The 23,764-nt window shown below is 66.1% G+C and carries 23 protein-coding genes; 2 read left to right on the top strand and 21 right to left on the bottom strand.

All coding sequences use genetic code 11. The features are described from left to right. Nucleotides 1-58 precede the first annotated feature (58 nt). A complete protein-coding gene (locus AABF56_RS28925) occupies nt 59-724 on the top strand; it encodes a GntR family transcriptional regulator (RefSeq protein WP_272808624.1) in 666 nt (221 codons plus the stop codon). 3 nt (nt 725-727) lie between these two features. Here the strand turns inward: AABF56_RS28925 and AABF56_RS28930 are convergent, their stop codons facing one another. From AABF56_RS28930 to AABF56_RS28955, 6 genes are all read right to left on the bottom strand, one after another. After that, on the bottom strand, nt 728-1,447 hold the full coding sequence (locus AABF56_RS28930; RefSeq protein ID WP_272808623.1) for an MBL fold metallo-hydrolase: 720 nt from the start codon (nt 1,445-1,447) through the stop codon (nt 728-730). Between the two features lie 82 nt (nt 1,448-1,529). Beyond that, on the bottom strand, nt 1,530-3,089 hold the full coding sequence (locus AABF56_RS28935; protein WP_272808622.1) for an ABC transporter substrate-binding protein: 1,560 nt from the start codon (nt 3,087-3,089) through the stop codon (nt 1,530-1,532). A gap of 27 nt (nt 3,090-3,116) precedes the next feature. Beyond that, entirely contained in the window at nt 3,117-3,974 is an 858-nt protein-coding gene (locus AABF56_RS28940) for a 2OG-Fe(II) oxygenase (RefSeq protein ID WP_272808621.1), read from the bottom strand. A gap of 23 nt (nt 3,975-3,997) precedes the next feature. Beyond that, nucleotides 3,998-5,809 carry an ABC transporter ATP-binding protein gene (locus tag AABF56_RS28945; RefSeq protein ID WP_272808620.1) on the bottom strand — a complete coding sequence of 604 codons (1,812 nt, stop codon included), beginning with the start codon at nt 5,807-5,809 and terminating at the stop codon, nt 3,998-4,000. Next, nucleotides 5,809-6,711: an ABC transporter permease gene (locus AABF56_RS28950; RefSeq protein ID WP_272808619.1), complete on the bottom strand. Its 903-nt coding sequence runs from the start codon at nt 6,709-6,711 to the stop codon at nt 5,809-5,811. The genes AABF56_RS28945 and AABF56_RS28950 overlap by 1 nt, the downstream gene beginning before the upstream one ends. Beyond that, nucleotides 6,708-7,664 (bottom strand): ABC transporter permease, encoded by a 957-nt coding sequence (locus AABF56_RS28955; RefSeq protein ID WP_272808618.1) that lies wholly within the window; start codon nt 7,662-7,664, stop codon nt 6,708-6,710. Before AABF56_RS28955 ends, AABF56_RS28950 begins: the two co-directional genes overlap by 4 nt. A 518-nt stretch (nt 7,665-8,182) precedes the next feature. On the opposite strand from AABF56_RS28955, the gene AABF56_RS28960 reads away from it, so the two are divergent. Then, nucleotides 8,183-9,241 (top strand): LacI family DNA-binding transcriptional regulator, encoded by a 1,059-nt coding sequence (locus tag AABF56_RS28960; protein WP_272808617.1) that lies wholly within the window; start codon nt 8,183-8,185, stop codon nt 9,239-9,241. A gap of 49 nt (nt 9,242-9,290) precedes the next feature. Here AABF56_RS28960 and AABF56_RS28965 read toward each other — a convergent pair whose 3' ends face one another. The 15 genes from AABF56_RS28965 to AABF56_RS29035 form a co-directional block, all read right to left on the bottom strand. Then, on the bottom strand, nt 9,291-10,055 hold the full coding sequence (locus tag AABF56_RS28965) for an SDR family NAD(P)-dependent oxidoreductase (RefSeq protein WP_272808616.1): 765 nt from the start codon (nt 10,053-10,055) through the stop codon (nt 9,291-9,293). Between the two features lie 28 nt (nt 10,056-10,083). Then, nucleotides 10,084-10,668 carry a helix-turn-helix domain-containing protein gene (locus AABF56_RS28970; RefSeq protein ID WP_244768649.1) on the bottom strand — a complete coding sequence of 195 codons (585 nt, stop codon included), beginning with the start codon at nt 10,666-10,668 and terminating at the stop codon, nt 10,084-10,086. A gap of 114 nt (nt 10,669-10,782) precedes the next feature. Continuing rightward, the gene (locus AABF56_RS28975) at nt 10,783-11,550 is read right to left on the bottom strand and encodes an SDR family NAD(P)-dependent oxidoreductase (RefSeq protein ID WP_272808615.1); all 768 of its coding nucleotides are present in this window, start codon (nt 11,548-11,550) and stop codon (nt 10,783-10,785) included. Between the two features lie 21 nt (nt 11,551-11,571). Further along, the gene (locus AABF56_RS28980; RefSeq protein WP_244768647.1) at nt 11,572-12,273 is read right to left on the bottom strand and encodes an ABC transporter ATP-binding protein; all 702 of its coding nucleotides are present in this window, start codon (nt 12,271-12,273) and stop codon (nt 11,572-11,574) included. After that, nucleotides 12,212-13,036: an ABC transporter ATP-binding protein gene (locus AABF56_RS28985; protein ID WP_244768646.1), complete on the bottom strand. Its 825-nt coding sequence runs from the start codon at nt 13,034-13,036 to the stop codon at nt 12,212-12,214. The genes AABF56_RS28980 and AABF56_RS28985 overlap by 62 nt, the downstream gene beginning before the upstream one ends. Further along, on the bottom strand, nt 13,012-13,995 hold the full coding sequence (locus AABF56_RS28990) for a branched-chain amino acid ABC transporter permease (protein ID WP_272808614.1): 984 nt from the start codon (nt 13,993-13,995) through the stop codon (nt 13,012-13,014). The genes AABF56_RS28985 and AABF56_RS28990 overlap by 25 nt, the downstream gene beginning before the upstream one ends. Nucleotides 13,996-14,010: 15 nt before the next feature. Beyond that, entirely contained in the window at nt 14,011-14,961 is a 951-nt protein-coding gene (locus AABF56_RS28995; protein WP_272808613.1) for a branched-chain amino acid ABC transporter permease, read from the bottom strand. A gap of 65 nt (nt 14,962-15,026) precedes the next feature. Then, nucleotides 15,027-16,142, bottom strand: a complete 1,116-nt coding sequence (locus tag AABF56_RS29000) for a branched-chain amino acid ABC transporter substrate-binding protein (protein WP_272808612.1) — start codon at nt 16,140-16,142, stop codon at nt 15,027-15,029. Between the two features lie 133 nt (nt 16,143-16,275). After that, nucleotides 16,276-17,037, bottom strand: a complete 762-nt coding sequence (locus tag AABF56_RS29005; protein ID WP_272808611.1) for an SDR family NAD(P)-dependent oxidoreductase — start codon at nt 17,035-17,037, stop codon at nt 16,276-16,278. 53 nt (nt 17,038-17,090) lie between these two features. Then, nucleotides 17,091-17,786, bottom strand: coding sequence for an acetoacetate decarboxylase family protein (locus AABF56_RS29010; protein ID WP_272808610.1), 696 nt, complete (start codon nt 17,784-17,786; stop codon nt 17,091-17,093). Nucleotides 17,787-17,873: 87 nt separating this feature from the next. After that, nucleotides 17,874-19,307: an NAD-dependent succinate-semialdehyde dehydrogenase gene (locus tag AABF56_RS29015; protein ID WP_272808609.1), complete on the bottom strand. Its 1,434-nt coding sequence runs from the start codon at nt 19,305-19,307 to the stop codon at nt 17,874-17,876. A 24-nt stretch (nt 19,308-19,331) separates the two neighbouring features. Next, nucleotides 19,332-20,435 (bottom strand): Zn-dependent alcohol dehydrogenase, encoded by a 1,104-nt coding sequence (locus AABF56_RS29020; protein ID WP_272808608.1) that lies wholly within the window; start codon nt 20,433-20,435, stop codon nt 19,332-19,334. Continuing rightward, nucleotides 20,432-21,976 carry an AMP-binding protein gene (locus AABF56_RS29025; protein WP_272808607.1) on the bottom strand — a complete coding sequence of 515 codons (1,545 nt, stop codon included), beginning with the start codon at nt 21,974-21,976 and terminating at the stop codon, nt 20,432-20,434. Before AABF56_RS29025 ends, AABF56_RS29020 begins: the two co-directional genes overlap by 4 nt. A 43-nt stretch (nt 21,977-22,019) precedes the next feature. Continuing rightward, entirely contained in the window at nt 22,020-22,793 is a 774-nt protein-coding gene (locus AABF56_RS29030; protein WP_272808606.1) for an enoyl-CoA hydratase/isomerase family protein, read from the bottom strand. Between the two features lie 132 nt (nt 22,794-22,925). Then, nucleotides 22,926-23,723 (bottom strand): IclR family transcriptional regulator, encoded by a 798-nt coding sequence (locus AABF56_RS29035; RefSeq protein ID WP_272808605.1) that lies wholly within the window; start codon nt 23,721-23,723, stop codon nt 22,926-22,928. Nucleotides 23,724-23,764 lie beyond the last annotated feature (41 nt).

Raw genomic sequence — 23,764 nt, forward strand, 5'->3', positions numbered from 1 at the left:
TTTTCCTTCGCGCTTGTCAACGCTATTTTCCGGAAAACCGACCGGGACAGGACGACGGATGCGATCTGAAATTTTTGAAGTGCAGGCCAAGGGACAGCGCGAGGCGGGCTCCGCCGTCGGCCTTGCCTATGAGAGCATCCGCGACCGGATCATCTCGCTTGCGCTTCCCCCCGGCGCGCCGCTCAATGAGGCGGAGCTGGCGAGCGCTCTCGGCGTCGGGCTGACGCCGGTGCGCGATGCGATCAAGCGCCTGGCGCTCGAACATCTCATCGTCGTCTATCCGCGCCGCGGCACCTTCGTCAGCGAGATCAACCTTGCCGACGAGCGCTGGCTGACCGAAGCGCGCGTGGAGATGGAGGGGCTGGCGGCGGAGCTTGCCGCCGCGCGCGCCAGCGTGGAGGAGCGGCGGGCGATCACCGCCTGCGTCGAGGCCCTGCTCGGCGAAGCGCATCAGCTCCGCATCAACGCGCTCGACACGAAGTTCCATCGCCTGCTCTACCGCGCCGCGCACAACCCCTTCCTGGAAGCCTCGCTGAACCAGTATCTCAATCTCAGCGTGCGGCTCTGGTACTATTGCCGCGACCGCCTGCGCGCCAAAACCTCCGAGGGTGACTTCCACAAGCAGGTGGCCGATGCCGTCATGGCCGGCGATCCGCAGGCCGCCCGGGCCGGCATCGTCGCGCATCTGCGCCAGTCCTCGGCGGACCTGCGCGAGGTGATGTGAGGCTCAGCCCTTATAGGCCGCGATCAGCTGCCTGAGCCGGGTCGGCCCGAAACTCTGGAAATGGCCGCCGTGGACGATGCGCACGGGGTGCGTCGCGAGGCGGTCGAGCGAGGCGCGATAAGCCTGCCTGTCCGAATGGAACGTGTCGTCGACGAGATCGCCGTCATAAATAATATCGCCGGCGATCAGCGTGCCGGTCGCCTGCTCGAAGAGCGCGATGCCGCCGGGCGAATGGCCAGGCGTGTGGATGACCTCGAAGCGCCGGTCGCCGAGGTCCACGACGTCGCCGTCCTCCAGGAAACCGGTCGCCGGGCAGGGTTCGACGCGGTAGGCGACGCTGTCCCAACCTTCCGGCGGGGCGATGAACATCTCCTCGTTGGCATAGCCGGCGGCGAGCGTCCATTCCGGGCGCGGATCAGCGAAGATCTCCGCTTCGGCCGGGTGGGCGAGGTGCAGGTCGAATTCGTGCGTGCTGCCGATATGGTCGAAATGGGCATGGCTCGACACGCAGACGACCGGCCGCTCGCCGAGCATCGGCACATGCGCCCGCAGGCTGAAATGACCGAGGCCGGTATCGACCAGCAGATCCCGCTCCTTCCCGCGCACGAGCCACATGTTGCAGCGGAAGAACGGATGGATCCACGGTTCGTGGATGAGGAACACCCCGTCGGCGAAGGGCACGACCTCGTACCAGTCGCTGGCGGGAATCGGAGAGCTTTGCATTGCCGGCCTCCATGGCGGAACGGATTGCGCACCGCCCGCAAATCCGGGCGATGCGCAAGGCGGGAGGAAATCGGCCGGATGCCTAAAGCACCCAGACGCCGGACAGGTCGTGCATGTTGACGCCGCGCAGCGACGGCTCCAGCCCGCCGAACTTGCCGCTGACGGCCTGCAGGCTATCGCGGAAGCCCCAGACGATCCAGCCCGCCTTGTCATGCACGAGCTGCTGGAAATCGTTGAGATACTGGCGCGCCTTGTCGGCATCGCCGGTGGAGGAGGCCAGCTTGAACAGTTCGGCCGCCTTCTCGTCCTTCCAGTGGGATTCGTTGTAGGGCGAATCCGGCAGCAGCGAATAGCCGGCCGTCACCGACAGCGGGTTCGGGCCGAACATGTCCTGGCTGAACTCGACCTTGAGGTACTTCTGGTCGTAGAAGCTGGAAAGATCGGCCGAGGCCACCAGCTTGACGGTGACCCCGACCTTCTTGGCCTGCTGGGCGAGGACCTGCGCCGCCGCCGAATTCCACGGCGCTTCGGGGCTGGGATGAAGCTCGATCACGAGGTTCTCCTGACCGGCCTCCTTCAGCAGGAATTTCGCCTTGTCCGGATCGTAGGCGCGCTGGGGAATGTCGGCATTGTAATAGGGATCCTGCGCCCAGCCGAGATCGTTGCCGATGCGGCCGCGGCCGGCATAGACGTTGCGCACCAGCTGCTCGCGGTCGACCATCAGCTTGAAGGCTTCCAGCACGCGCGGATCGTTGAAGGGCGGCTGGTCCACCCGCATGGTGAACGGCTCGAAGGAAGCTCCGGCGGCCGACAGCAGCTTCAGGTCCGGCCGCGCCTCGATGGTGCGCGCCTGCGTGAAGGCGACGTTCGGCATGGCGTCGATCTGGCCGCTCATCAGCGCGTTGAGCCGCGCCGTCGTCGGATCGGCGAAACCGATCACCTCGATCCGGTCGAGATAGGGTTTTCCGTCCAGCCAGTAGTTCGGGTTGCGCTCGGCGACGAATGTCTGGTCCTCGAAGCTGACGAACTTGAACGGCCCCGAGCCGATCGGCGTCTTCGCGTCGAAGTCGGTCGGGATGATGGAGAGGCAGGGGTGGAAGAAAGCCTGCTTGAAGAAGGAATAGGGATATTTCAGGCGCAGGCGCGCCGTCAGCTTGCCGTCCTTCTCGATGCCCTTGGGGTCCAGCGCCTCCAGGCTGCGCGCGGCGAGCGAGCCGGTCGTCGCCATGGCGCGGGTGATGGAGAAGACGACGTCGTCGATGGTCAGCGCCCTGCCGTCATGGAAGGTCACGCCGTCGCGGATGCGGATGGTCCAGACCTGCGCGGTCGCATCCGGCTCGAAGACCTCGGCGAGCGAATCGTAGGGTTTTCCCGTCGCGTCCTCCTTGACGAGGGAATCGTACATCGCCCGGCACATCATGGCGGCAAAGCCCGAGAAGGCGAGCGCCGGGTCCAGGTTGTCCTTGGCGCTCGCATCCTCCGCGCCGACGCGGAAGGTGCCGCCCCGCTTCGGGACGGCAGTGTCGCTGGCCCGGGCGCCCGTCAGCCAGGAGGGGCCGGCGAGCGCCGCGGCGGCAGCGCCCGCACCGAGGAGAACGCTGCGTCGTGTCACCATTGCGGGCATGAGCAAAGTAGGTTTCATCACCGGCTCCTTCTGGCCTTGGAGTGATCAGTTCGTGGCGGCGGTCGCGCTGAGGCGCGGCGAGACGTAGAGCGGCGTCGTGCGGCCCGAGGCGTTCATATGGACCTTCTCGTTGAAGACGAAGCCCGGCGCGTTGTCGTAGGAGAAGGCCGCGACCATGCGGTCCCGCTCGCCATAGGAGGGGGCGACGCGGTGGACGGACTGGTCGCCATAGAACAGCACCAGCGTGCCGGCCTCCTGCGACACGGAGATGACCTCATCCGACGTGCCGCGCAGCACGGCTTCGACGCGGTCGAGGCCCGGATTGTTCTTGTCGCGCGTATGCGGAATGAACTCGAACTCGCCGCCCTTTTCCGGGCGCTGCAACAGGAGCGTCACCACCCAGTCGTTACCGTCGAAGTGCCAGTCGTGGGTCTGGCCGTTGTTCATCATGATCACGGCGAGCGACAGGAACGGGTCGGCGATCTGGTAGACGCTCTGGTCGAGGATTTCCGCCAGGAACGGTGGCAGGCCGCCCCATTCGTAGATCTTGCGCAATTCGCTCTCGCCGTCGAACACGTCGGCCGACAGCATGCGCTGCACCAGCGGCTGTGGCTTGCGAAACGGATGATCGGCCGGGAGCGACGGATCAAGCGTTTCCTGCGGATAGATGAAGCGCTGGAGATTGCGGGCGTAAGCCTTGCTCTTCAGGCTCTCCACCTCGGCGACGCAGGTTGCCAGCCCCTTCTCGGTCAGGAAGCCGGGGAAGGATGCAAGGCCGTTTTCGCGCAGCGAAGCCTTGGCGTTCTCGATGATCTCGCGCCGCTTCGGGCTTTCGAGATCGTCGATCGGGTAGCGGTCGAGATCGACCAGGTGGCGGACATCGGGGGCCTTGGTTGCATTCATCGTCTGTCTCCTCGTTTGGATGGTCAGCTCCACCAGAGCCGTGGCGTGCTCTGGAGGAGATTTCGGGTGTAGGGGTCCTGCGGGGCATCGAGCACGGCGTTGCTTTCCCCCTCCTCGACGAGCGCGCCGGATTTGACGACGGCGACCCGGTCGGCGATGGCGCGCACCACCGCGAGGTTGTGGGTGATGAAGATGATCGTCGTGCCGGATTGCCGGTGCAGCGTCTTCAGGAGCTGCACGATCGACGCCTGGACGGAGACGTCGAGCGCGCTGGTGATCTCGTCGCAGATCAGGATTTCGGGGTCCGCCGCGATGGCGCGGGCGATCGCCACGCGCTGGCGCTCGCCGCCGGAAAGCTGCTGGGGATAGCGGTCGTGGAGACGCGGGTTGAGCGCCACCATCGACAGGAGGTCGGCCACCGAATGGCACGGCGCCCTGCCCTTTTCCATGAAGGCGGCGATGGACTGCGCGACCAGCTCGTGCACCGTGCGGCGCGGATTCAGCGAACTGTAGGGGTTCTGGAAGATGTATTGCACCGCGCGCCGCTGCCCGGGACTGCGCCGGCGGGCGCCGAAGGGCAGCGGCTCCCCGCGCAGCTGGACGCTGCCCGTGGCGTCGGTGTGAAGGCCGCCGAGGCACTTGGCGAGCGTCGTCTTGCCGCTGCCGGATTCGCCGACGATGGCCGTGCAGCTGCCCTCGCGTATGGCAAGGTCGACGCCCTTCAGGATGCGGACGCTGCCATAACCCGCATCGAGGCCCGAGACACGCAACAGCACGGGCTTTTCCATCTTCTCCGGCGCGGGCTCGATGTCCGGCACGCGGAACGGCACGGTGGCTTCCGCCCCCTGCCGTCGCAGGCAGGCGACCTTGTGCTCCTCGGCATGGAGCCGCAGCAGCGGCGGCTCCGCGCGGCGACAGTCGTCGAGCACGTCCGGACAGCGCGAGGCGAAGACGCAGCCGCCGTCGCGGTTCATGACGGAGGGCGCGTGGCCGGCAATGCCGCGCAGCTTGCGGCGCACCGTCGGATCGGGGATCGCCGAGATGAGGAGCCGCGTATAGGGATGCTCCGGCGAGCGCAGCGTGATGCCGGTCGGGCCGGATTCGACGATGCGGCCGAGATACATGACCGACACGCTGTCGGCGAGATCGTTGACGACGGCAAGGTCATGGCTGACATAGACTGCCGCCGTGCCGTAGCGTGCGCACAAGTCCCGGACGGTCGCCAGCACATGGGCCTGCGTCGTGACGTCGAGGCCGGTCGTCGGCTCGTCGAGGACGACGACGGCCGGCCGGCCGATGAAGGCCATGGCAAGGCCGATGCGCTGCTGCTGGCCGCCGGAAAGCTGGTGCGGGAAACGGCTGAGGAAGTCCGGCGACGCCGGCAGGGCGACATCCGCCAGCGCCTCCGCCACCCGCTCGGCCGCCCCGGCCTCCCGGCCGTCCTTGTTAAGGGCTTCCAGCATCTGCGCGCCGATCCGCATGGCGGGGTTCAGCGAGGCGCCGGGGTCCTGCGGCACATAGGAGATCAGGCGGCCGCGCTGGCGGCGGATTTCCTTCCAGGGCAGCGTCAGGATATCGACGCCGCGGATGCGGATCGAACCGGCGGTGATGGCGGTGCCGACCTTGGCATAGCCGAGCAGCGCCAGCGCCGCCGTGGTCTTGCCCGAGCCGGACTCGCCGACGAGGCCCATGATCTCGCCTGCCTTGAGGCTGAAACCGATATCGGCGACGATATTGGTCTTCGAGCCGGCGACATCGACCCGCAGCCCCTCGACCTCAAGGGCGGCCTGCGTCTCGTCCGCCGGCACGCGGAGGTGTTTCGGCGCAACGTTCATCATTCGCTCCCGGAGGTGATGGTGCGGCTCACGCCGGCCGTCTTCTGGCTGAAGGCGTCGGTGAAGAGGTTGGCGCCGATGGTCGCGACACAGATCGCCGCCACCGGCAGGATGACCGGCCAGGGCTGGAAGAGGAGGCCCGGCTGGTTCTCGTTGATCATCAGCCCCCAGTCGGCGGCCGGCGGCTGCACGCCGAGGCCGATGAAGCTGAGCGAGGCGACGATGCCGATCGACCAGGTCGCGCGGAGCCCGAGTTCGAGCGCGACGAGGCCGGCAAGGTTCGGCAGCAGTTCGCGCAGCATGACGGCGAAGCGGCTCGCGCCGATCATCTCCGCATAGACGACGAATTCGCGCTCGGAGAGCTGCAGCGCCGAGGCATAGATGACGCGCGCCGTGCGCGGCACATGCGACAGCGCCACGACGATGCAGACGAGCGGCAGCGAGGTGCCGATCATCGAGGCGACGAGCAGCGTCAGCACGAGGGCGGGAAAGCACAGGAGCACGTCGAGCGCCCGCATGACGACCGCGCCGACCGCCCCCTTCACATAGGCCGCGACGAGCCCGAGCGCCGTGCCGAGGCCGACGCCGAGAAGCGCGGAGACGGCCGCCAGCACCATGATGACGCGCCCGCCGTGAAGGAAGCGGCTCAGCGTGTCGTGGCCGAGATAATCGGTGCCGAACAGGCGGCCGTCCGTGCCGGGTGAATCGAAAGGGATGCCGACCAGTTCCTCCGGATCGACCGCGGTCAGGTAGGGCCCGAGGATCGCCAGCAGCACGACCGATCCGAGCAGGATGGCGCCGATCCGGCCTTTCGGCGTGCGGAGGGTCGAAAGGAGGATGCCGGCCGGCTTCTTCTTGGCGACGGGTGCGGGATGGTCTTCGTGGGCTTGAAGGACTGTCATGCCGCCACCTTTGTGCGAAGACGCGGCGTGAGGGCGACGACGACGAGGTCGGCCAGGATGTTCACGCCGATATAGACGATCGCGAGGATGAGGGTCGTCGCCTGCACCACGACCAGATCGCGATTGCGCACGGCCTCCACCAGGGCGCTTCCGAGGCCCGGGAACTGGAACACGGTCTCGACGATGATGGCCCCGCCCGCCATGTAGACCAGCGTCACGGCGAAGACCTGGATGAGCGGGCCCGCCGCATTGGCGAGCGCGTGGCGCAGCACCACGCGCCCCTCCGGCACACCCTTCAGCCGCGCCATGGCCACGAAATCGCTGTCGAGGATTTCGATCATCGAGGAGCGGATGGTGAGCGCGATATAGGGCAGGATCGTCAGCAAGAGCGTCAGGATCGGCAGCACGAGCACGTCGAACTGCGCGAAGATCGGCTGGTCCGCATTGTAGATCGACACGGCCGGGAAGAGCTGGAAGACCGTGGTGCTGAGCAGCAGCACGGTCAGCACGGCGAGCGCGAATTCCGGTATGCCGGTGATCACCAGCATGGTGAGCGAGACCGCGTGATCGGCCGTGCTGTTGCGCCGCACGGCCGCGAAGACGCCGATCGCCGTGCCGAGCGGAAAGCCGATGACGACGGCGAAGGCCATCAGCGTCAGCGTCCTGAGGCCCCGGCTCACCAGGAGCTCGCCCGCCGGCTCGCCGCTGACGACCGAGGTGCCGAAATCGCCCGTGGCCAGATCACCGATCCAGGCGAGGTAGCGCAGTGCCACCGGCTGGTCGAGATGATGCTCGGCGCGGAAGGCGGCGAGCGATTCCGGCGTCGCGGTCTTGCCGAGCACGGCAACGGCGGCATCGCCCGGCAGCGCGATCGTGGCGATGTAGATGATGAGGGAAACGAGCGCGAGTGTCACCGCGCCGCTGCCGAGGCGGCCCACCAGCAATTTGAGCATCTCAAAACCCTCCCATCGGGCCGTCGCCGACGAAGCCGCGCCGGGTGCAGCCTCCGCATGGCCGGCCGCAAGCTGCCGATGCCCCATCGTGAGGGCACGGAGCCGGCTTGGCGATCAACAGCATCGAGGCTGCGCCGAGCGTCCCGTCGGCTGCGCTGCGGGCGGGTTGGCTGCACTGTGTCGAAATTTGCCTATCGTCATCCATGGCGCGCGTTCCCCTGCTTATTCGCCACTTCGTATACGAAACCATATATCAAAGTTTCATGGGGTCAAGAGATAGTCGAATGGCTTGCCGCAAAAACTTTAACGATATAAACATTAGAGCCACGAAATTGAAAATACGCAAGGGCGGCCGGTCGGAAAAATCAATCGGCCGCCGCGTGGAGCACCCGAATGCGCGAGAAGGTTTCAGACGACAATCCCGCGCAATTCTTGGCTGACGCGGTCGCAAGGCCGTTGTTCTGGTGAGGGCTCGCGTACTAACGTCGCACTGGCCGAATGCAGGGTGAGGAGCGCAGGTGGACAAGAAGACGAAGCCCCCGACGATCGCGGATGTCGCGGCTCTGGCCGGCGTTTCCGCGCAGACCGTATCCAACTTTCTGACCGGCCGCTTCAAACCGCGTGGCCAGAATCTCCAGCGCCTCGAGGCTGCCATCAGCCAGCTCGGATATCGCCCGAGCGCGGCCGCGCGTGCCCTGCGGCTGAAGCAGTCGGGCATTATCGCCATGCTGCTCGAAGATGGCGCGGATCACTCGCAGATGCGGCTGCGGGAGGGGTGGGAACCGCTGCACGGCATGTTCCTCTACGGTGCCACCACCAAGGCGCGCGAACTCGGCTTCTATGTCACGCCCATCCTCACGCGGCAGGGCGCGGCGGAGGAGGAAGCCATACGGCTGGTTCGCGAAGGCCGCGCTGACGCACTGATCTGCAGCACCGAGCTGATGCCGGAAACCCAGCTGGAGCGCCTGCAAAGGATTGCCCGCACCGAAAGGGTCCCCATCGCGATGCTTCAGGAAAACCGTGAACGCGAGTTCATCTGCAGCGTCGCTGCGGCGGACGAGGATGGCGGCGAACAGGCCGCCCGGCACCTCGCCGAGCTCGGCCACGAACGCGTTGCCGTCATGACCGTGAAGCCGAGCTGGCCGGGCCCGGTTCGCCGGCGCATCGGTTTTGAAGTGGCGGCGGCGAAGCTTGGCCTTCACACCGAGGTCTGGGAGGCCGAGCACTATACCGTCGAAGCGGTCCGCCGCCGGGCGGCACCGGAACTGTCGCGCGAGGACCGGCCGACGGCCGTGTTCGCGGTGAACGACGTGATCGCGGTTGCCTTGATCCAGCAGGCGATCGAGTTGAAGCTGGATGTGCCGCGAAATCTCTCCGTCCTCGGCTTCAACGACCTTGATGTGGCAGCCTATGTCCGGCCCGCCCTCACCACCCTGCGCACGCCCGGAGCGGCGATGGGCGCGCGGGCGGTGGAGGTTCTGGTCGATGCGATTTCCGGCAAGCCGCTCGTTTCAACCGCTTTGCTGCCGATTGAGTTCGTTTCCCGTCAAAGCACCGGCGCGGCGCCTGGGAAGTAGCCGGCCGCATCGCCTACATCATCGAGCGCGTGTCGGACCACCGCGGCGATCACCTTGCCAGATAGCCGCCATCGACCTCGTAGCAGGCACCGGTGACGAAGGAGGCCGCGTCCGACAGCAGGAAGAGGATGACGCTCATGATTTCGTCCGGCTGGCCGAGGCGCGCCACCGGATGAAGCATCGCCGCCTCCTGCTTCTTCTCCTCGCTGAGATGGGCAAGCAGCGGCGTCTCGATGAAGCCCGGCGCGACAGCGTTGATACGCACGCCCTGCGCCGCGTGATCGAGCGCGGCCGCCTTCGTAAGGCCGATGACGCCGTGTTTGGCGGCCGTGTAGGCGGGTTGGCCGGCAAAGGCGCGAAAGCCCATGATGGACGAGACGTTGACGATCGAGCCGCCGCCGCGCGCGAGCATGGCCGGTATCTGGTTGCGCACCGCATTGAACACCCCGGTCAGGTTGACCGCGATGACCTTGTCCCAATCCTCCGCCGGATAGTGTGCCGTCGCGCAGCGCGGCAGGTCGATGCCGGCGGAGTTGACCGCGAGGTCGAGCCCGCCGAAACGGGCAATGCCGGCGGCAACCGCCTGCTCGACGCTTGCCATGGACGTCACGTCGACATTAAGGGCGAGCACGTCCTGCGTCGCCAGCTGCGCCGCAAAGGCAGCAAGCCGCTCAGCGTCGCGATCGGCCAGGACGAGCCGTGCGCCGAGACGGGCGAGCCTGCCCGCGGTCGCGGCCCCGATCCCCGAGGCGGCGCCCGAGATGAAGGCGACCTTGCCGACGAAAGCCGCGGGGTCCGGAAACGATGTCGTCATGGCGATGGCCCGCTGCTTCGGCCGGCGGCTATTTATAGACGCCGACCCAGATGATGATGGTCGGTTCGGTCTTCGATGGATTGCGCGAGTGATAGGTCGAGGAGCGGTTGAAGCGGTAGCTGTCCCCTTCCAGGAGATCGAACTTCTCCTCGTCCACCCACAATTCCAGCCGCCCCTTCAGGATGTAGCCGTATTCGGCGCCGGCCGTCGGCACGTTCTTCAGCTCCGTCTCAAGCCCCGGCTCGAAGGTGGACATCATGAATTCGACGTCGGAATCGAGCTGCGGCGTCAGGAGTTCGGTGCGTGCGCCCCGATGCAGCATGAAACGGCGCTGGCCGGCACGCACGACGATATCCTTCTCGCGCTCCGCTTCCGGCTGTTTCTCTTCCAGGTCGACGAACCAGCTCATCGGCACGCCGAAGATGGTACAGGCAGCGTAAAGGTCCTTCAGCGTCGGCTGGGATAGGCCGCGTTCGAGCTGGCTGACATAGCCTGTCGACCGGTTGAGGCCATCGGCAAGCTGTTGAATGGTGATGCGGCGGGAGCGGCGCAGTTCACGCAGCGTCTTGCCGACATGGTCCGGCGTCCGCGCCTCGGAAGTGGATTTTGGCATTGAGCATAACCTAACGAATTCACTTGCATGATGAAATCGAACAAACACTTCATGAAGTCAATGTCATGCGCTTGCCGCCGCTGCTGGCGGCGCGATTGTCCCCACCTGAGGACCTCATCCAAAGGTGCCGGCGGTGGTGCCGCCGTCGAGCACATAGACCATGCCATTGGCATAACTTGCCTGGGGCGAAAGAAGATGGAGCACGGCATCGGCAACCTCCTGCGGCCGGGCAAAGCGGCCGAGCGGCACGCGCCGTTCGTAGAATGCGCGGTCGTAGGTCCCGCCCCCTTCCCGCAGCAGGCCGTCTGCCATCGGCGTATCGACGAAGGAAGGGCAGACGACATTGCTGCGCAGGCCCTGCGGGCCGTGATCGAGCGCCATGCAGCGGATCAGGCCGACGACGCCGTGCTTGGACGCGCAATAGGCGGCATAGCCGCGCGAGCCGCGCACGCCGGAATCCGAGCTGATCGCAACGAATGCGGAAGCCTCGTTGCGCAGAAGATACGGCACGCTGTGGCGCGCGAGAAGGAAGGGTCCCGTCAGGTTGACCGCCAGCGTCGCCTGCCATGTTTCGTCGGAGAGCATCGTGACATCGCCCTTGCGGGCGATCCCCGCGGCCGCCACCGCGCCGGACAGGAAGCCGTGCCCCTCCACGGCCTGCCGCACGGCGGACGCCATATCGGCATCCGACGATGCGTCTCCCGCAACGTCCACGACCGCGGCACCTGCCGCGCGGCAGGCATCGGCCACCGCGCGCAAGGCCGGGGCGTCCCGGTCGAACAGCGTCAGCGCCGCGCCCTGCGCGGCCAGCGCATGCGCGATGGCGCGTCCGATGCCGGACGCCGCTCCGGTGACCAGGATGGAGTTTTCCCGTTTTTGCATCCGTCCTCTCCCCCTCCGGCCTCAAGCGCCGAGATAGGCCGCCTTGAGGTCGGGATCGTTGAGCACGTTGTGCGCCCCGCCTTCCACCGAGCACCGGCCCGCATCTATCACATAGGCGTAGTCGGCGATCTCCAGCGCCACGGCCGCATTCTGCTCCACCACGATAAGGCTGATGCCGGACTTGGAAAGGCCGATGATGATCTCGAAGATCTGGTTGATGATCTTCGGCGCAAGGCCGAGCGAGGGCTCGTCCAGCATGAGGAGCTCGGGCGTCGCCATCAGCGAGCGGCCGATCGCCAGCATCTGCTGCTGCCCGCCGCTCATCCGGCTCGCCAGCGAATGGCGCCGCTCCCTGAGGATCGGGAACATGTCGTAGACCTCAGTGCGGATCTCGTCGAAGCTGCGCCCTCGGCCGGGAAGATAGCCGGCGAGCAGGTTCTCTTCGACCGTCAGCCGCTGGAGGATCTGGCGCCCCTCCGGGCAATGGGCAAGGCCGAGGCGGGTGATCTCCTCCGGCGGCAGCCCCCTGATCGGCCGTCCCTTGAATTCGATCTCGCCGGCATAGACCTGCGTCAGGCCGGAAATGGAGCGCAGCGTCGAGGTCTTGCCGGCACCGTTCGCGCCGATGATCGTGACGATCTCGCCGGCGCGGACCTCCAGGTCAATGCCGAACAATACCTGCGTTCGACCGTAGCCCGCCTTGAGCCCGGCGACCTTGAGCAAGCTTGCGGATGTCGTCGAGTTCTTCCGTGGTTCCAAGATAGGCCTCCTGCACCCTTTCATTCGCGCGCACCACATCCGGCGTGCCGGAGCAAAGCAGCTCGCCGTAGTTCAACACGTCGATCCGGTCCGAAATCGACATGACCATGTCCATGTCGTGCTCGACGAGGATGATCGCCCGGTCTGCGCGCTTCAGGCCGGCGATCATCGCCGCCATGTCCTTCGTCTCGGTATGGTTGAGACCCGCCGCCGGCTCGTCCAGCAGCACGATCGGCGCCTGCGTGACGAAGGCGCGCGCCAGTTCGAGGATCTTCTGCCGCCCGTACGGCAGGTCGCCGGCGAGCACGTCCGCCACATCCGACAGATGGAACTCGGCGAGGCAGGCATGGCAGATGTCGAGGCGCTCGGCCTTGCCGAGGCGTTTCGTCCCGCTGAGAAAGCTTATCCAGGACTGCGGGAAGAAACACACCTCCAGGTTTTCCAGCACCGTCATGCCGTCGAAGAGGCGCAGGTTCTGGTAGGTGCGTGCGACGCCGAGCTGGGCGATGCGATGCTTCGGCAGCCTGCTGAGTTCGGTCGTGCCGAGCCGGATCGCGCCCGAGGTGACGGAATAGGAGCCGGCGATCATGTTGACGACGGTCGACTTGCCCGCCCCGTTCGGCCCGATGATCGAGTAGATCGAGCCGACGTCGAAGGATAGCGTGAGGTTCCTGATCGCCACCAGCGAACCGAAATGCTTGCTTACGTTTTCGAGGGCGAGAGCCATAGCGACCGAACCTTCCGAACGATGAAGCCGAGGTTGAAGCGGGGCGAGACGAGGCCGCCCGGGCGAAGCACGATGACCGCCACGAGCACGATCCCGTAGATCAGCAGGCGGTATTGCGCGGCGAAATGCAGGACTTCCGGCAGGATGACGAGCACCACGGCCCCGGCGATGACGCCGACGATGTTGCCGACGCCGCCGATGATGATGATCAGCACGACGAGCAGCGATTCCTGGAAGGTGAAGCTTTCCGGGCTGACGAAACGCTGGAACGAGCCGAAGATCACGCCGCCGGCACCGCCGATCGCCGCGCTCAGCGCGAAGGCGAGCAGCTTCAGCGTCGTCGTGTTGATGCCGAGGCCCCGCACGACATCCTGGTCCTCGCGCATCGCCCGCCACGCCTTGCCGAGGATCGAGCGCTCCATGTAGTAGACGCCTGCACAGACGATGATCGCCAGCGCCAGCAGCAGCCAGTAGAAATGCACCGGGCTCGTCAGCGGCAGGCCGAAGAGGCTTGCCCGGTCGAGGCCGGCAATGCCCTGCGGGCCGTTGGTCAGGTCGTCGGCATTGTTGATGGCGATGCGGATGATCTCGCCGAAGCTCAAGGTGACGATGGCGAGATAGTCGCCGCGCAGCTTCAGCACGGGAAAGCCGAGCAGGATGCCGGCAAGCGCCCCGACGGCGGCGCCGATGAAGAGGATCACGATGAACGGCAGGTGGATGTCGAACTGGCCGCTGGCAAGGAAGGCATAGGCATAGGCGCCCACCGCGTAGAAGGCGATGAAGCCGAGATCGAGCAGGCCCGCATAGCCGACCACGAGATTGAGCCCGACGGCGAGGATGATGTAGATCAGGATGCTGTCCACGACGCGGACGTAGTAGGGCGGAAGCTTGGGCACGAGCGCCAGCAGGACCACGCAAAGCGCCAGTACTGCCAGAAGGCCGATCCGACGGACGATCACCGGGTTCCCCATGACTCAGTAATCCTTCTTTGCGACGGTCGTTTCTTCCGAGACGGTCTCGCCGAGCAGGCCGGCAGGCTTGAACAGAAGAACGAGGATGAGGACGGCGAAGGCGAAGACGTCCCTATATTCCGTGCCGATGAGGCCGCCGGAGAGGATCGGCAGGAAGGCCGTGCCGAAGGTCTCGATCGCGCCGAGCAGGAAACCGCCCAGCATGGCCCCCGGGATGGAGCCGATGCCGCCGAGAATGGCCGCGGTGAAGGCCTTGAGGCCGATGACCGAGCCCATGGTCGGCTGCATGATACCGTAATAGGAAGCGTACATGATGCCCGCCATCGCGCCGAGGCCGGGGCCGATGAAGAAGACGAGGCTGACGGCACGGTTGACACGGATGCCGAGCAGGCTGGAAGTCGTCCAGCTCTCGGAGGCCGCGCGGATCCAGATGCCGAGGCGCGTGCCGTTGACGAAGAGCGTGAGCCCGACCATCAGCAGGACCGCGGCGGTAAGGATGCCGAGCTGCACCGTCGTCACCATGCCGCCGAGCGCCGCGATCGGCGTGCTCGGCACGATCGCCGGGAAATGCACCGGCTGCGGGCCGACCGTCACGCGCACCGCGCTCTGCAGCACGATGGACATGCCGAGCGCGCTCAGCATCGGCGCCAGCCGGCCATAGGCACGCAGCGGCCGATAGGCGAAGCGCTCGATCGCCACGCCCAGAAGGCCGATGATCACGAAGCTCGCGACGATGGCGATGGCCGAATCCAGCACCGGCGCAAGCCCACCGAGACCGACGAGGCCGCTGAAGATGAAGGTGTAGACATACGGCCCGAGCATGAAGAACTCGCCGTGCGCGAAATTGATCAGGCGCATCACGCCGTAGACCATCGTATAGCCGAGGGCGATCAGTCCGTAGATCGCGCCGATCGCGAGCGCGAAGATCAGTTGCTGGAGAAAATAGTCGAACAAGGGGATCGCCTCTCTGCGACGGGCCGGCGCGGCAGCGCCGGCCCCATTGACGATGCGTCCGGCCGTTATTGCTTGATCAGCTCGAACTTGCCGTCCTTGACGACATAGAGATACATCGGCGCGGTGGTGTTCTCGCCGTTCTCGTCGAAGGCGACCGGGCCGAGCAGCGTGTCGACCGTCACGCCGTGCAACTGGGCAAGCACGCCCTCGCGGTCCAGCGTCTCGGCCTTCTCGACGGCGGCGGCCATGACCTGGGCATTCGCAAAGCCGAGCGAGGCATAGGGGCCGGGCGCCCGGCCGAACCGGGCCTGGTGGCGTTCGGAAAAGTCCTTCAGCTCCGGCGAGGAATCGTAGGGCGGCAGCTGGAACGTCATCAGCGCGCCTTCGGCGGAGGCCGCCCCAACCTGCGTGATGAAATCGACGGTGAAGCCGATATCCGGGCCGATGAACTGCGCCTTCAGGCCCTGCTCGCGCATCTGCTTGAGGAACAGGGCAAGCTGCGGCATGCCGGCGCCCATATAGACGACATCGGGGTTTTCCAGCTTGATCGATGCGATCAGGGCGGAAAAGTCGACATCCTCAGGATTCGTGCCGTGGGTGCCGGAGACCTTGCCGCCGCCAGCTTCGAAATTGTCCTTGAACACGCCGGCGATGCCCTGGCCGAAGACGGTCTTGTCATGCACCAGAACGGCGGTCTTCAGGCCGAGCTTCTCCGTCACGTACTTCGCCGGCAGCGCGCCCTGCACGAAATCGTTGGCCACGGGGCGCACGACGGTCTTGAAGCCCATGCGCATCAGTTCCGGATTGGTGGCGGGCACGACCTGCGGCATGCCGCATTCGGAATAGATGTCGAGCGCGGGCATGGTGACGCCGCTGTTCATGTGGCCGATCACACCGATCACGGCGCTGTCGTCGCAGAATTGCTGGGCGACGAGCGTGCCCTGGCGCGGGTCGGCGCGGTCGTCGAGCGGACGGAACACCACCTTGTTGCCCTTGATGCCGCCCTTCTCGTTGAGCTGGTCGAAATAAAGCTGGGCGCCGTCGATCTGCGACTGGCCGAACTCGGCCTGCGCACCCGACATGGGGGCGCTGCCGCCCAGCACGATATCGTCCGCCATGGCCGGCAGCACGCTCGATGCCAACAGCAGGGCGGCGGAAAGAAGTACACGGTTTCTGGTCATAAGGTTCCCCTTTCGTTTGGTGCGATTGGTTGCACGGAACTCCCATCCGGGCAACGCATGCGTGAAATTATTATATGCATTCTTCACGACAGTGACCGGGCATGCGACTACTTGACGTTTTCGTCCGACCTCCTCATTTCGCGAGATAACCACCGTCGACCGCCAGCACATGACCGGTGGTCATCGCCGATGCAGGCCCGGCCAGGAAGACCATGGCCGCAGCCACTTCGTCCGGCTCGGCAAGACGGCCGAGCGGCGTCAGGCTGCGGATCTTCTCCATCTGTGCCGCATCCGCGGTCAGATGGTCGATCAGCGGCGTGCGGACCCAGGTGGGCGCGACCGCGTTGACACGAATGCCGCTGCCGGCCCATTCGACCGCAAGCGTGCGGGTAAGGTTCACCACGCCGGCCTTGGTCGACTGGTAGGAGACGTTCGGGTGCAGGCCGCCGCCCGAATAGCTCATGATCGACGCGGTGTTGACCACTACGCCCGGAACGCCACGGCCGATCCAGGAGCGCGCCGCCGTCCGCGAGCAAAGGAACATGCCCGTCAGGTTGACCGAGACGACGCTGTTCCAGTCCTCCAGCGCAAGCTCCGTCGACGGACGGCGGATCGAAATGCCCGCATTGTTGACGAGGATGTCGAGGCCGCCAGCCTGCCGTTCCGCAGCGGCGAACACGCCGAGGACGTCCGCCTCGTCCGTGACATCGAGGGCAGCGGCCGTCACCGCGCCGCCGGTCTCCGTCACGTCCCGGCAGACGGCTTCCGCCGCCGCCGCATCCCGGTCGAGAACCACGACATGCGCCCCGAAGGCAGCGAACATCCGCGCCGCCGCGCGGCCGATGCCGCCGCCGCCACCGGTGATGAAGACCCGCTTTTCATCGAGCCTGAACATTTTTTCGGGCGCTTTTGCACACATCATGTGTACGGTTCCCTGTAGCTGTCCCTTCAGCCGACGATCTTGCCGAAGGCGAGCACGAAATTTGCGACGATCATTTCCGCGCCGACGATCTCGCGGATCTGGAAATCGGAGAACGGATCGCCGGCATTGCCGCCGATCTTGAGGTCGACCGTGCCATAGGCATGGCGAAGCGTTTCGGACTGGCCCAGCGAATTCTCGATGATCTGGGTCTCGACGGCAGCGCTTTCCGGCGACGGGATGATGCGGGTCTGGAAGCGCGGCTGCAGAACGGGCTTGTCGAAGGCAGGGCCGCCGGCCTTGAAGTCGATCTCGATCAGCGAGGTGCCTCGGCGCGACAGCTTCGCGGTGACCGCCGCCTCGCTCGCCTTCCAGTCCACTTCGCCCATCTTCTTCGGATAGCCCCAGACCTCGCGTCCGACGGCCATCGAGTCGTCATTGGTGACGATCTCGTAGAGCACATGGCCGCCCGGGCGCCCCTTGTAGCTCATCGGTACGACGATGCCGCCCTCGGCATAGGTGCCGAGCGAACCGCCCGCCGGAACGTCCATGATGAAGAACTCGATCACGTCGCCCCTGACATCGAACGGCGCGGGCAGCGCCGCGCGGATCGCCGCCTCGTCGACACGGCAGAACACGCTGACCTTGCTGAAGGCTTTGTAGTCGAACGGCGGCGCCTGGTAGAGGGGCGCGCGCTGCGGGAGGGAATAGGCCTGCTGAGACATCGGAGATCGGGTCTTTCCTGTATGTTCATGTCAAGCAGAAGTTCACACTAATGAAAAAATGAAGTCAAGATTTCATTTGAGTGATTTCTATAGATTCGTCTGCGAAACGAACTTTATGGACTGGAAGGTTTCCAGCGCCTCCGGCCCGCCCTCGGAGCCGTAACCGGAATCCTTCACCCCGTTGAACGGGACCTCGGCATAGGCAAGACCATAGTCGTTGATCGAGAGCATGCCCGTCTCGATGTCCTCGGCAAAGCGTTGCGCGTTCTTCTGGGACCGCGTGAAGGCATAGGCGGCAAGGCCGAAGGGCAGCCGGTTCGCTTCAGTGATCGCCGCGTCGACCGTCGCGAAACGGTTGACGACCGCCACCGGCCCGAACGGCTCCTCGTTCATGATCGCCGCATCCTGCGGCACGTCGGCGAGCACCGTCGGCTCGAAGAAGAAGCCGGCATTGCCGATGCGGCTGCCGCCCGCCAGGAGGCGGCCGCCCCGCGCGACGGCGTCGCCGATCAGGCGGTCCATGGCGTCGAGCCGGCGCGCATTCGCCATCGGCCCCATGTCGACGTCTTGCGAGAGCCCGTCCCCCACCTTCACGGCCTTCGCCGCGGCGACGAAACCGTCGAGCACAGTCTCATAGACGGGTTCTTCCGCCAACACGCGCGTCGGCGCGATGCAGACCTGGCCGGCATTGTGGAACTTATGGCCGGCGAGCATCGAGACGGCGGAGGAGAGGTCCGCATCCGCGCAGACGATGCAGGGCGCGTGCCCGCCGAGTTCCATCGTCACCCGTTTCATATGCGCGCCGGCAAGCGCCGTCAGGTGCTTGCCGACCGGCGTCGAGCCCGTGAACGAGACCTTGCGGATGGTCGGGTGTGGAATGAGATATTCGGAGATTTCCGAGGGTACGCCGTAGAGAAGGTTGACCGCCCCGTCCGGAAAGCCCGCATCGGCGAAGGCGCGGATCATCGCGGCGCAGGATGCGGGCGCCTCCTCTGCGGCCTTCAGGATGACGGTGCAGCCTGCCGCAAGGGCCGCGCAGATCTTCCGGATGGCCTGGGCGACCGGATAGTTCCATGGCGTGAAGGCCGCGACGACGCCGATCGGCTCCTTCATGACCATCTGCTGCATACCGGGCCTGCGCGCCGGGATGATGCGGCCATAGGAGCGGATCGCCTCCTCCGCGAACCAGCGGATCACGTCATCGGCATTGCGCAGTTCGGAGCGGGCTTCGGCAAGCGGCTTGCCCTGCTCCATGGTCAGGATCGGCGCGATCTCCTCGATACGGGCGCGCAGGTTGTCGGCAGCGGCATGCAGCAGCTTTGCGCGCTCACGCGCGGTCGTCTTGCGCCATATGGCGAAAGCCGCAGCGGCGGCGGCGAGCGCACGATCCATGTCGGCCGTCGCCGCCTTTGCGACGCGGCCGATCTCGCCGCCGGTCGCCGGGTTGAGGACGGGCAGCGTCTCGCCGCCCGCGCCATTGATCCATTTGCCGGCGATGAAGAGTTGGGTATCGGGATACATGTCTTCCTCGTTCGATAGGATGGGTCAGCGGTCGAAGCACACGAGCGTGCGGGCAAGAACGCCCTGCTCCAGCCAACCGAAGGCCTCGTTGATCCGCTCCAGCGGCACGCGCTCACCGACCTGGCGGTCGAGGTCGAAGCGTCCGGCCCGGTAGAGGCCAAGGATGCGCTCGAAATCACGCTCGGGAACCCCGCCGCCGTAATTGCTGCCGATGATGCGCTTCTGGGTGTTCGGCAGCGTCGAGGCCGGCAGGGAAACCATCTCGCCCTTCGCCGCGATGCCGACGGAAATCACCGCGCCGCCAAGCCGGACGCCGTCATAGGCAAGTGCGATGGCCGCCGGCCGGCCGGTGCAGTCGATCATGCTGTCCGGGCCACGGCCGCGGCTCAGCGCCTTGAGTTCCGCAGTGACGTCCTGCGTCGCGGAATTGAGGAAGTGCGTCGCCCCGAACGAGCGGGCGACCGCTTCCTTTTCCGGGTTGATGTCGATCGCCACGACCGCTTCCGCGCCGGCCAACGATGCCGCATGGATGGCGTTGATGCCGACGCCGCCGACGCCGATCACACCGACGACCTCGCCGGGCTCGACGCGCGCATCGTTGACGACGGCGCCGAAGCCGGTCGTCACCGCGCAGCCGACGAGCGCCGCCACCTCGAAGGGAATGTCCTTCTCGATCCGCGCGCAACCCGATTCCGGCACGACGGCGAATTCGGCAAAGCTCGACACGCAGGTGAAGTGATGGACTGGCTTTTCGGCGTTGCCGAGCCTTTGCGCGCCGTTCCAGAGCGTGCCGCCGCCGGCGGCCTCGCCATAGGTGTCGCACATGGTCGGCAGGCGCTTGTGGCAATAGAAGCATTCGCCGCAGTTCGGCGCCCAGGAGAGGATGACATGGTCGCCCTTCCGGACCTTGGATACGGCCGAGCCGGTGCGCTCGACGATGCCGGCCGCCTCGTGCCCAAGGATGATCGGCAGCTTCGGCCGCGACTTGCCCCTGGCGGCGCTGAGGTCGCTGTGGCAGACGCCGGTGGCGATGATCCGCACGAGGACTTCGCGGTCGCCCGGCTCGCCGATCGCCACATCCTCGATCACCAGGTCCTCGTTGTAGCCATAGAGAACGGCGGCCTTCATTCTGCGTTTCTCCTCTCGAGGCCTTGAGCCTGCCGCCTGTCCCAGCTTCCTTCGACAGAGGCGGGCAGCCGGTGCTTCATGATGCGCTGGCTCGGCGTGCGCTCGAAATCGTCGACCACGGCGAGGTAGCGGGGGTTCTGGAACGGGGCGAGCCGCTGGCCGAGCCAGGCGGAGAAGGCCGGCAAATCGATGGCGGCTCCCGCCTTCGGCTTGATGAAGAGCTTGATCTCCTGCTCGCCGACCTCGGCCGCAACGCCGATCAGCGCACAATCCTCCACCATCGGATGGCTGCCGGCGACGTGCTCCACCTCGAAGGCCGAGACGTTCTCGCCCTTCACCCGCACGCTGTCCGTCAGGCGGCCGAGGAAATAAAGGTTGCCGTCGGCGTCGATGCTGCCGAGGTCGCCGGTATGGAAGCCGTCCGGGCGCAGCGCCCTCGCCGTCGCCTCCTCGTTGCGGAAATAGCCGGCGAAGACCGCGCCTTCCCGACGCGGATGGACGACGATCTCGCCCGGCACGCCCGCCGCCACGGGCGCTCCCTGCTCATCGCGGATTTCCACCGAAAGCCACGGCACCGGCGTGCCGACCGACCCGACGATGCCGGCGGCGTTGAACGTAGTGATGCTGGAGGATTCCGTCATGCCGTAGCATTCACGCAGCGGCGTGCCGAAGCGCTCCTCGAAGGCGCGCCAGATGTCGCGCGGGCAGCCGCCGCCCCAGGCAACGCGCACTTTGTGGTCGCGGTCCCGACCGCTTTCCGGCTGCTTCAGGAGAATCTGCAGGACGCCGCCGAGATAGTGGATCTGCGTCGCGCCGCAGGCGCGCACCTGATCCCAGAATCGGCTGGCGCTGAAGCGCTGCACCATGGCGAGCGTGACCTCGCGCAGCAGCGGGATCGGGATGAGCTGCGCGCCGCCGATATGGTAGAGCGGCTCCCAGACGAAGAAGACGTCGCCGTCCCGCGCGTCCGAGCAGAGCATCGCCCCTTCGGCGGCGTAGCGCAGCATGCGGTGGGTGACGCGCACCCCCTTCGGCCGGCCGGTGGTGCCGGACGTATAGTTCAGCGCAAAGAGGTCGTCCGCCGCGGGCAGCGGTTCGGAAAAGACATGGCCGCGGCCGGCGAGCCCATCGAGGCTATCCGCCTCTCCCGCCTCGGCGACGAGCCGGAAGGCACGCATGTCGGCGCCACATGCCAGGATGTCCGGGAAGAGATCGCGGTCGGCGAAGACGACGCGCGGATCGCAATGGTCCAGGATATATTTCAGGCCGTCGCCGCGTAGCTGCACATTGACGGGCACCCAGACGGCGCCGCATTTGGCGATGGCGAACAGGACGGCAAGGCTGTCGGGGCTGTTGCGCAGCATGAGCGCCACGCGATCGCCCTTCGCAACACCCAGGCGGCGCAGCTCGACCGCCACGCTGTCCGACTTGCGGTGCAGATCCGCGAAGGTGATCGGCTCGCCATCGAAGGTCGCATAGATGGCCTCGGGCGAGGCGGCGGCGCGGGCCGGCAGGCGGGAAACGAAACCTTGGTCTTGCACGCTGAGGTCCTGGAACGTCGTTGATATCGAAAGCGGACGCGGTTCAGCCGGATTTCGCCCCGGACTTCGCGGCGAGGAACTTTTCCATCATCCGGTTGGGTTCGCCATCGCCATAGGCGATGCGCTGGTTGCGCACGCCGGCGGCGAGCGCATCGCGGAAGCGCGCCTCGGTGACTTCGCGGAACCGCTGCTTGTTGAGCTTCATGGCGAGCCGCGGCTTGGCAGCAAGCGCCTCGCCCAGCGCCAATGCTGCCGCAAGCACCTCTTCGCGCGGCACGATCCGGTTGATCAGGCCGATCGCGGCGCATTCCGCCGCCTCCATCATACGCCCGCTCAGCGTGAGGTCGGTCGTGCGCGCAAGGCCGATCATCTCCATCATGACCCACGGGCCGGTGGTGCTGGCAATACCGGAATTGATCTCCGGCTGCCCCATCTTCACGCCGTCGTGGCCGATGCGGAAATCGCCGAGCAGCGCGACCTGGAAGGCCGAGCCGGCGGCGAGGCCGTTCAACGCCATGATCAGCGGCTTGGACAGGCCGCGGATGCAGTCGTAGAGCCGTTCCCACTCGCCGATCCACATTTCCGCGCGGTCGGGATCGAAGGTCTTGGTCTCGTTGAGGTCCTGCCCGGCGCCGAAGGCACGCTCCCCTGCCCCGGTCATGACGATCGCTCCGACGGACGCATCCTCTTCGGCAGCTTCCAGCGCCTCCACGAGATCGGCACGCATTTGCGCGTGCCAGGCATTGAGAACCTCGGGACGGTTCAGCGTGATGACACGGCATGCGCCATGCTGCTGCGTCAGGATGAAATCTGCCATGTCAATCACCGTATTTCTATTTAATACGATGTATTGTATTTCGATGCATGAAATTGTCAACGGGATTCTTCATGACGTGCAGGATCGGCCGCCGGCTGGCGGAGATGCGCGAAAAGACCTTGTGTCAGGATTTCAGAACGCCGGGGACGCCTGCGAGATCGAGCGCGCGGCGGCGGTGACGAGCGGCGCAAAAAGCTCCTCGGCTTTCTCCGGCGTGTAGCGCGCGTTGGAGACTCCGATATTCACTGCCGCCACGGGCCGGCCGGCCTGGTCGAGCACGGCGGCCGCGACCGAGAGATCGCCGGGGAAGAATTCGCCCCAGGTCGTGGCATAGCCGGCATGGCGGGCCGCATCGAGCTGCGCGACAAGGGCCTCGACCGTGTGCACCGTTTGCGGCGTGAAGGCCTGCAGGGGCGAACGCCCGAGGAGCGAGATAGCCTCCTCGGCCGGCAGGCGGGAAAGGATCGCCCGGCCCGGCGCCGTGCAGAAGGCGGGCATGCGCGTGCCCACCACCACATCGGTGTTGAGCATGTGCCGGCTCATGAAGCGGGCGGCGAAGACGATATCCACGCCGTCCGGCAGGGTCAGGTTCACCGCCTCCTCCGTCTCGCGGCTGAGATGGAGGAGATAGGGCATCGCCTGGTTGACGATCGGGTTGGCGGTGATGAAATGGCGCGCCATCTCCAGGCTGCGCAGGCTGAGTTCGAAACGCTTCGTCACCGGGTCCTTCCGCAGGTAACCCAGCCGGTTCAGCGTGTGGGTGAAGCGTTGCGCCGCGCTCTTGTCGAGCCCGACACTGGCGCCGATCTGCGCCAGGCTGAGGCTGCGGTTCGTGCCGTCGAATGCCTCGAGCACGCGAAACGCCTTTTCCACCGACCGCACCATCAGCGGATCGGCGTCGTCCGGACCCTTCATGTTGTCAGCAGCCAAACTCGTTACCCCGGCAATCGCGTCGATGCCCTGTGGCCCCG

The organism is Shinella sp. WSC3-e (assembly GCF_945994535.1).
Classification (GTDB): Bacteria; Pseudomonadota; Alphaproteobacteria; order Rhizobiales; family Rhizobiaceae; genus Shinella; species Shinella yambaruensis.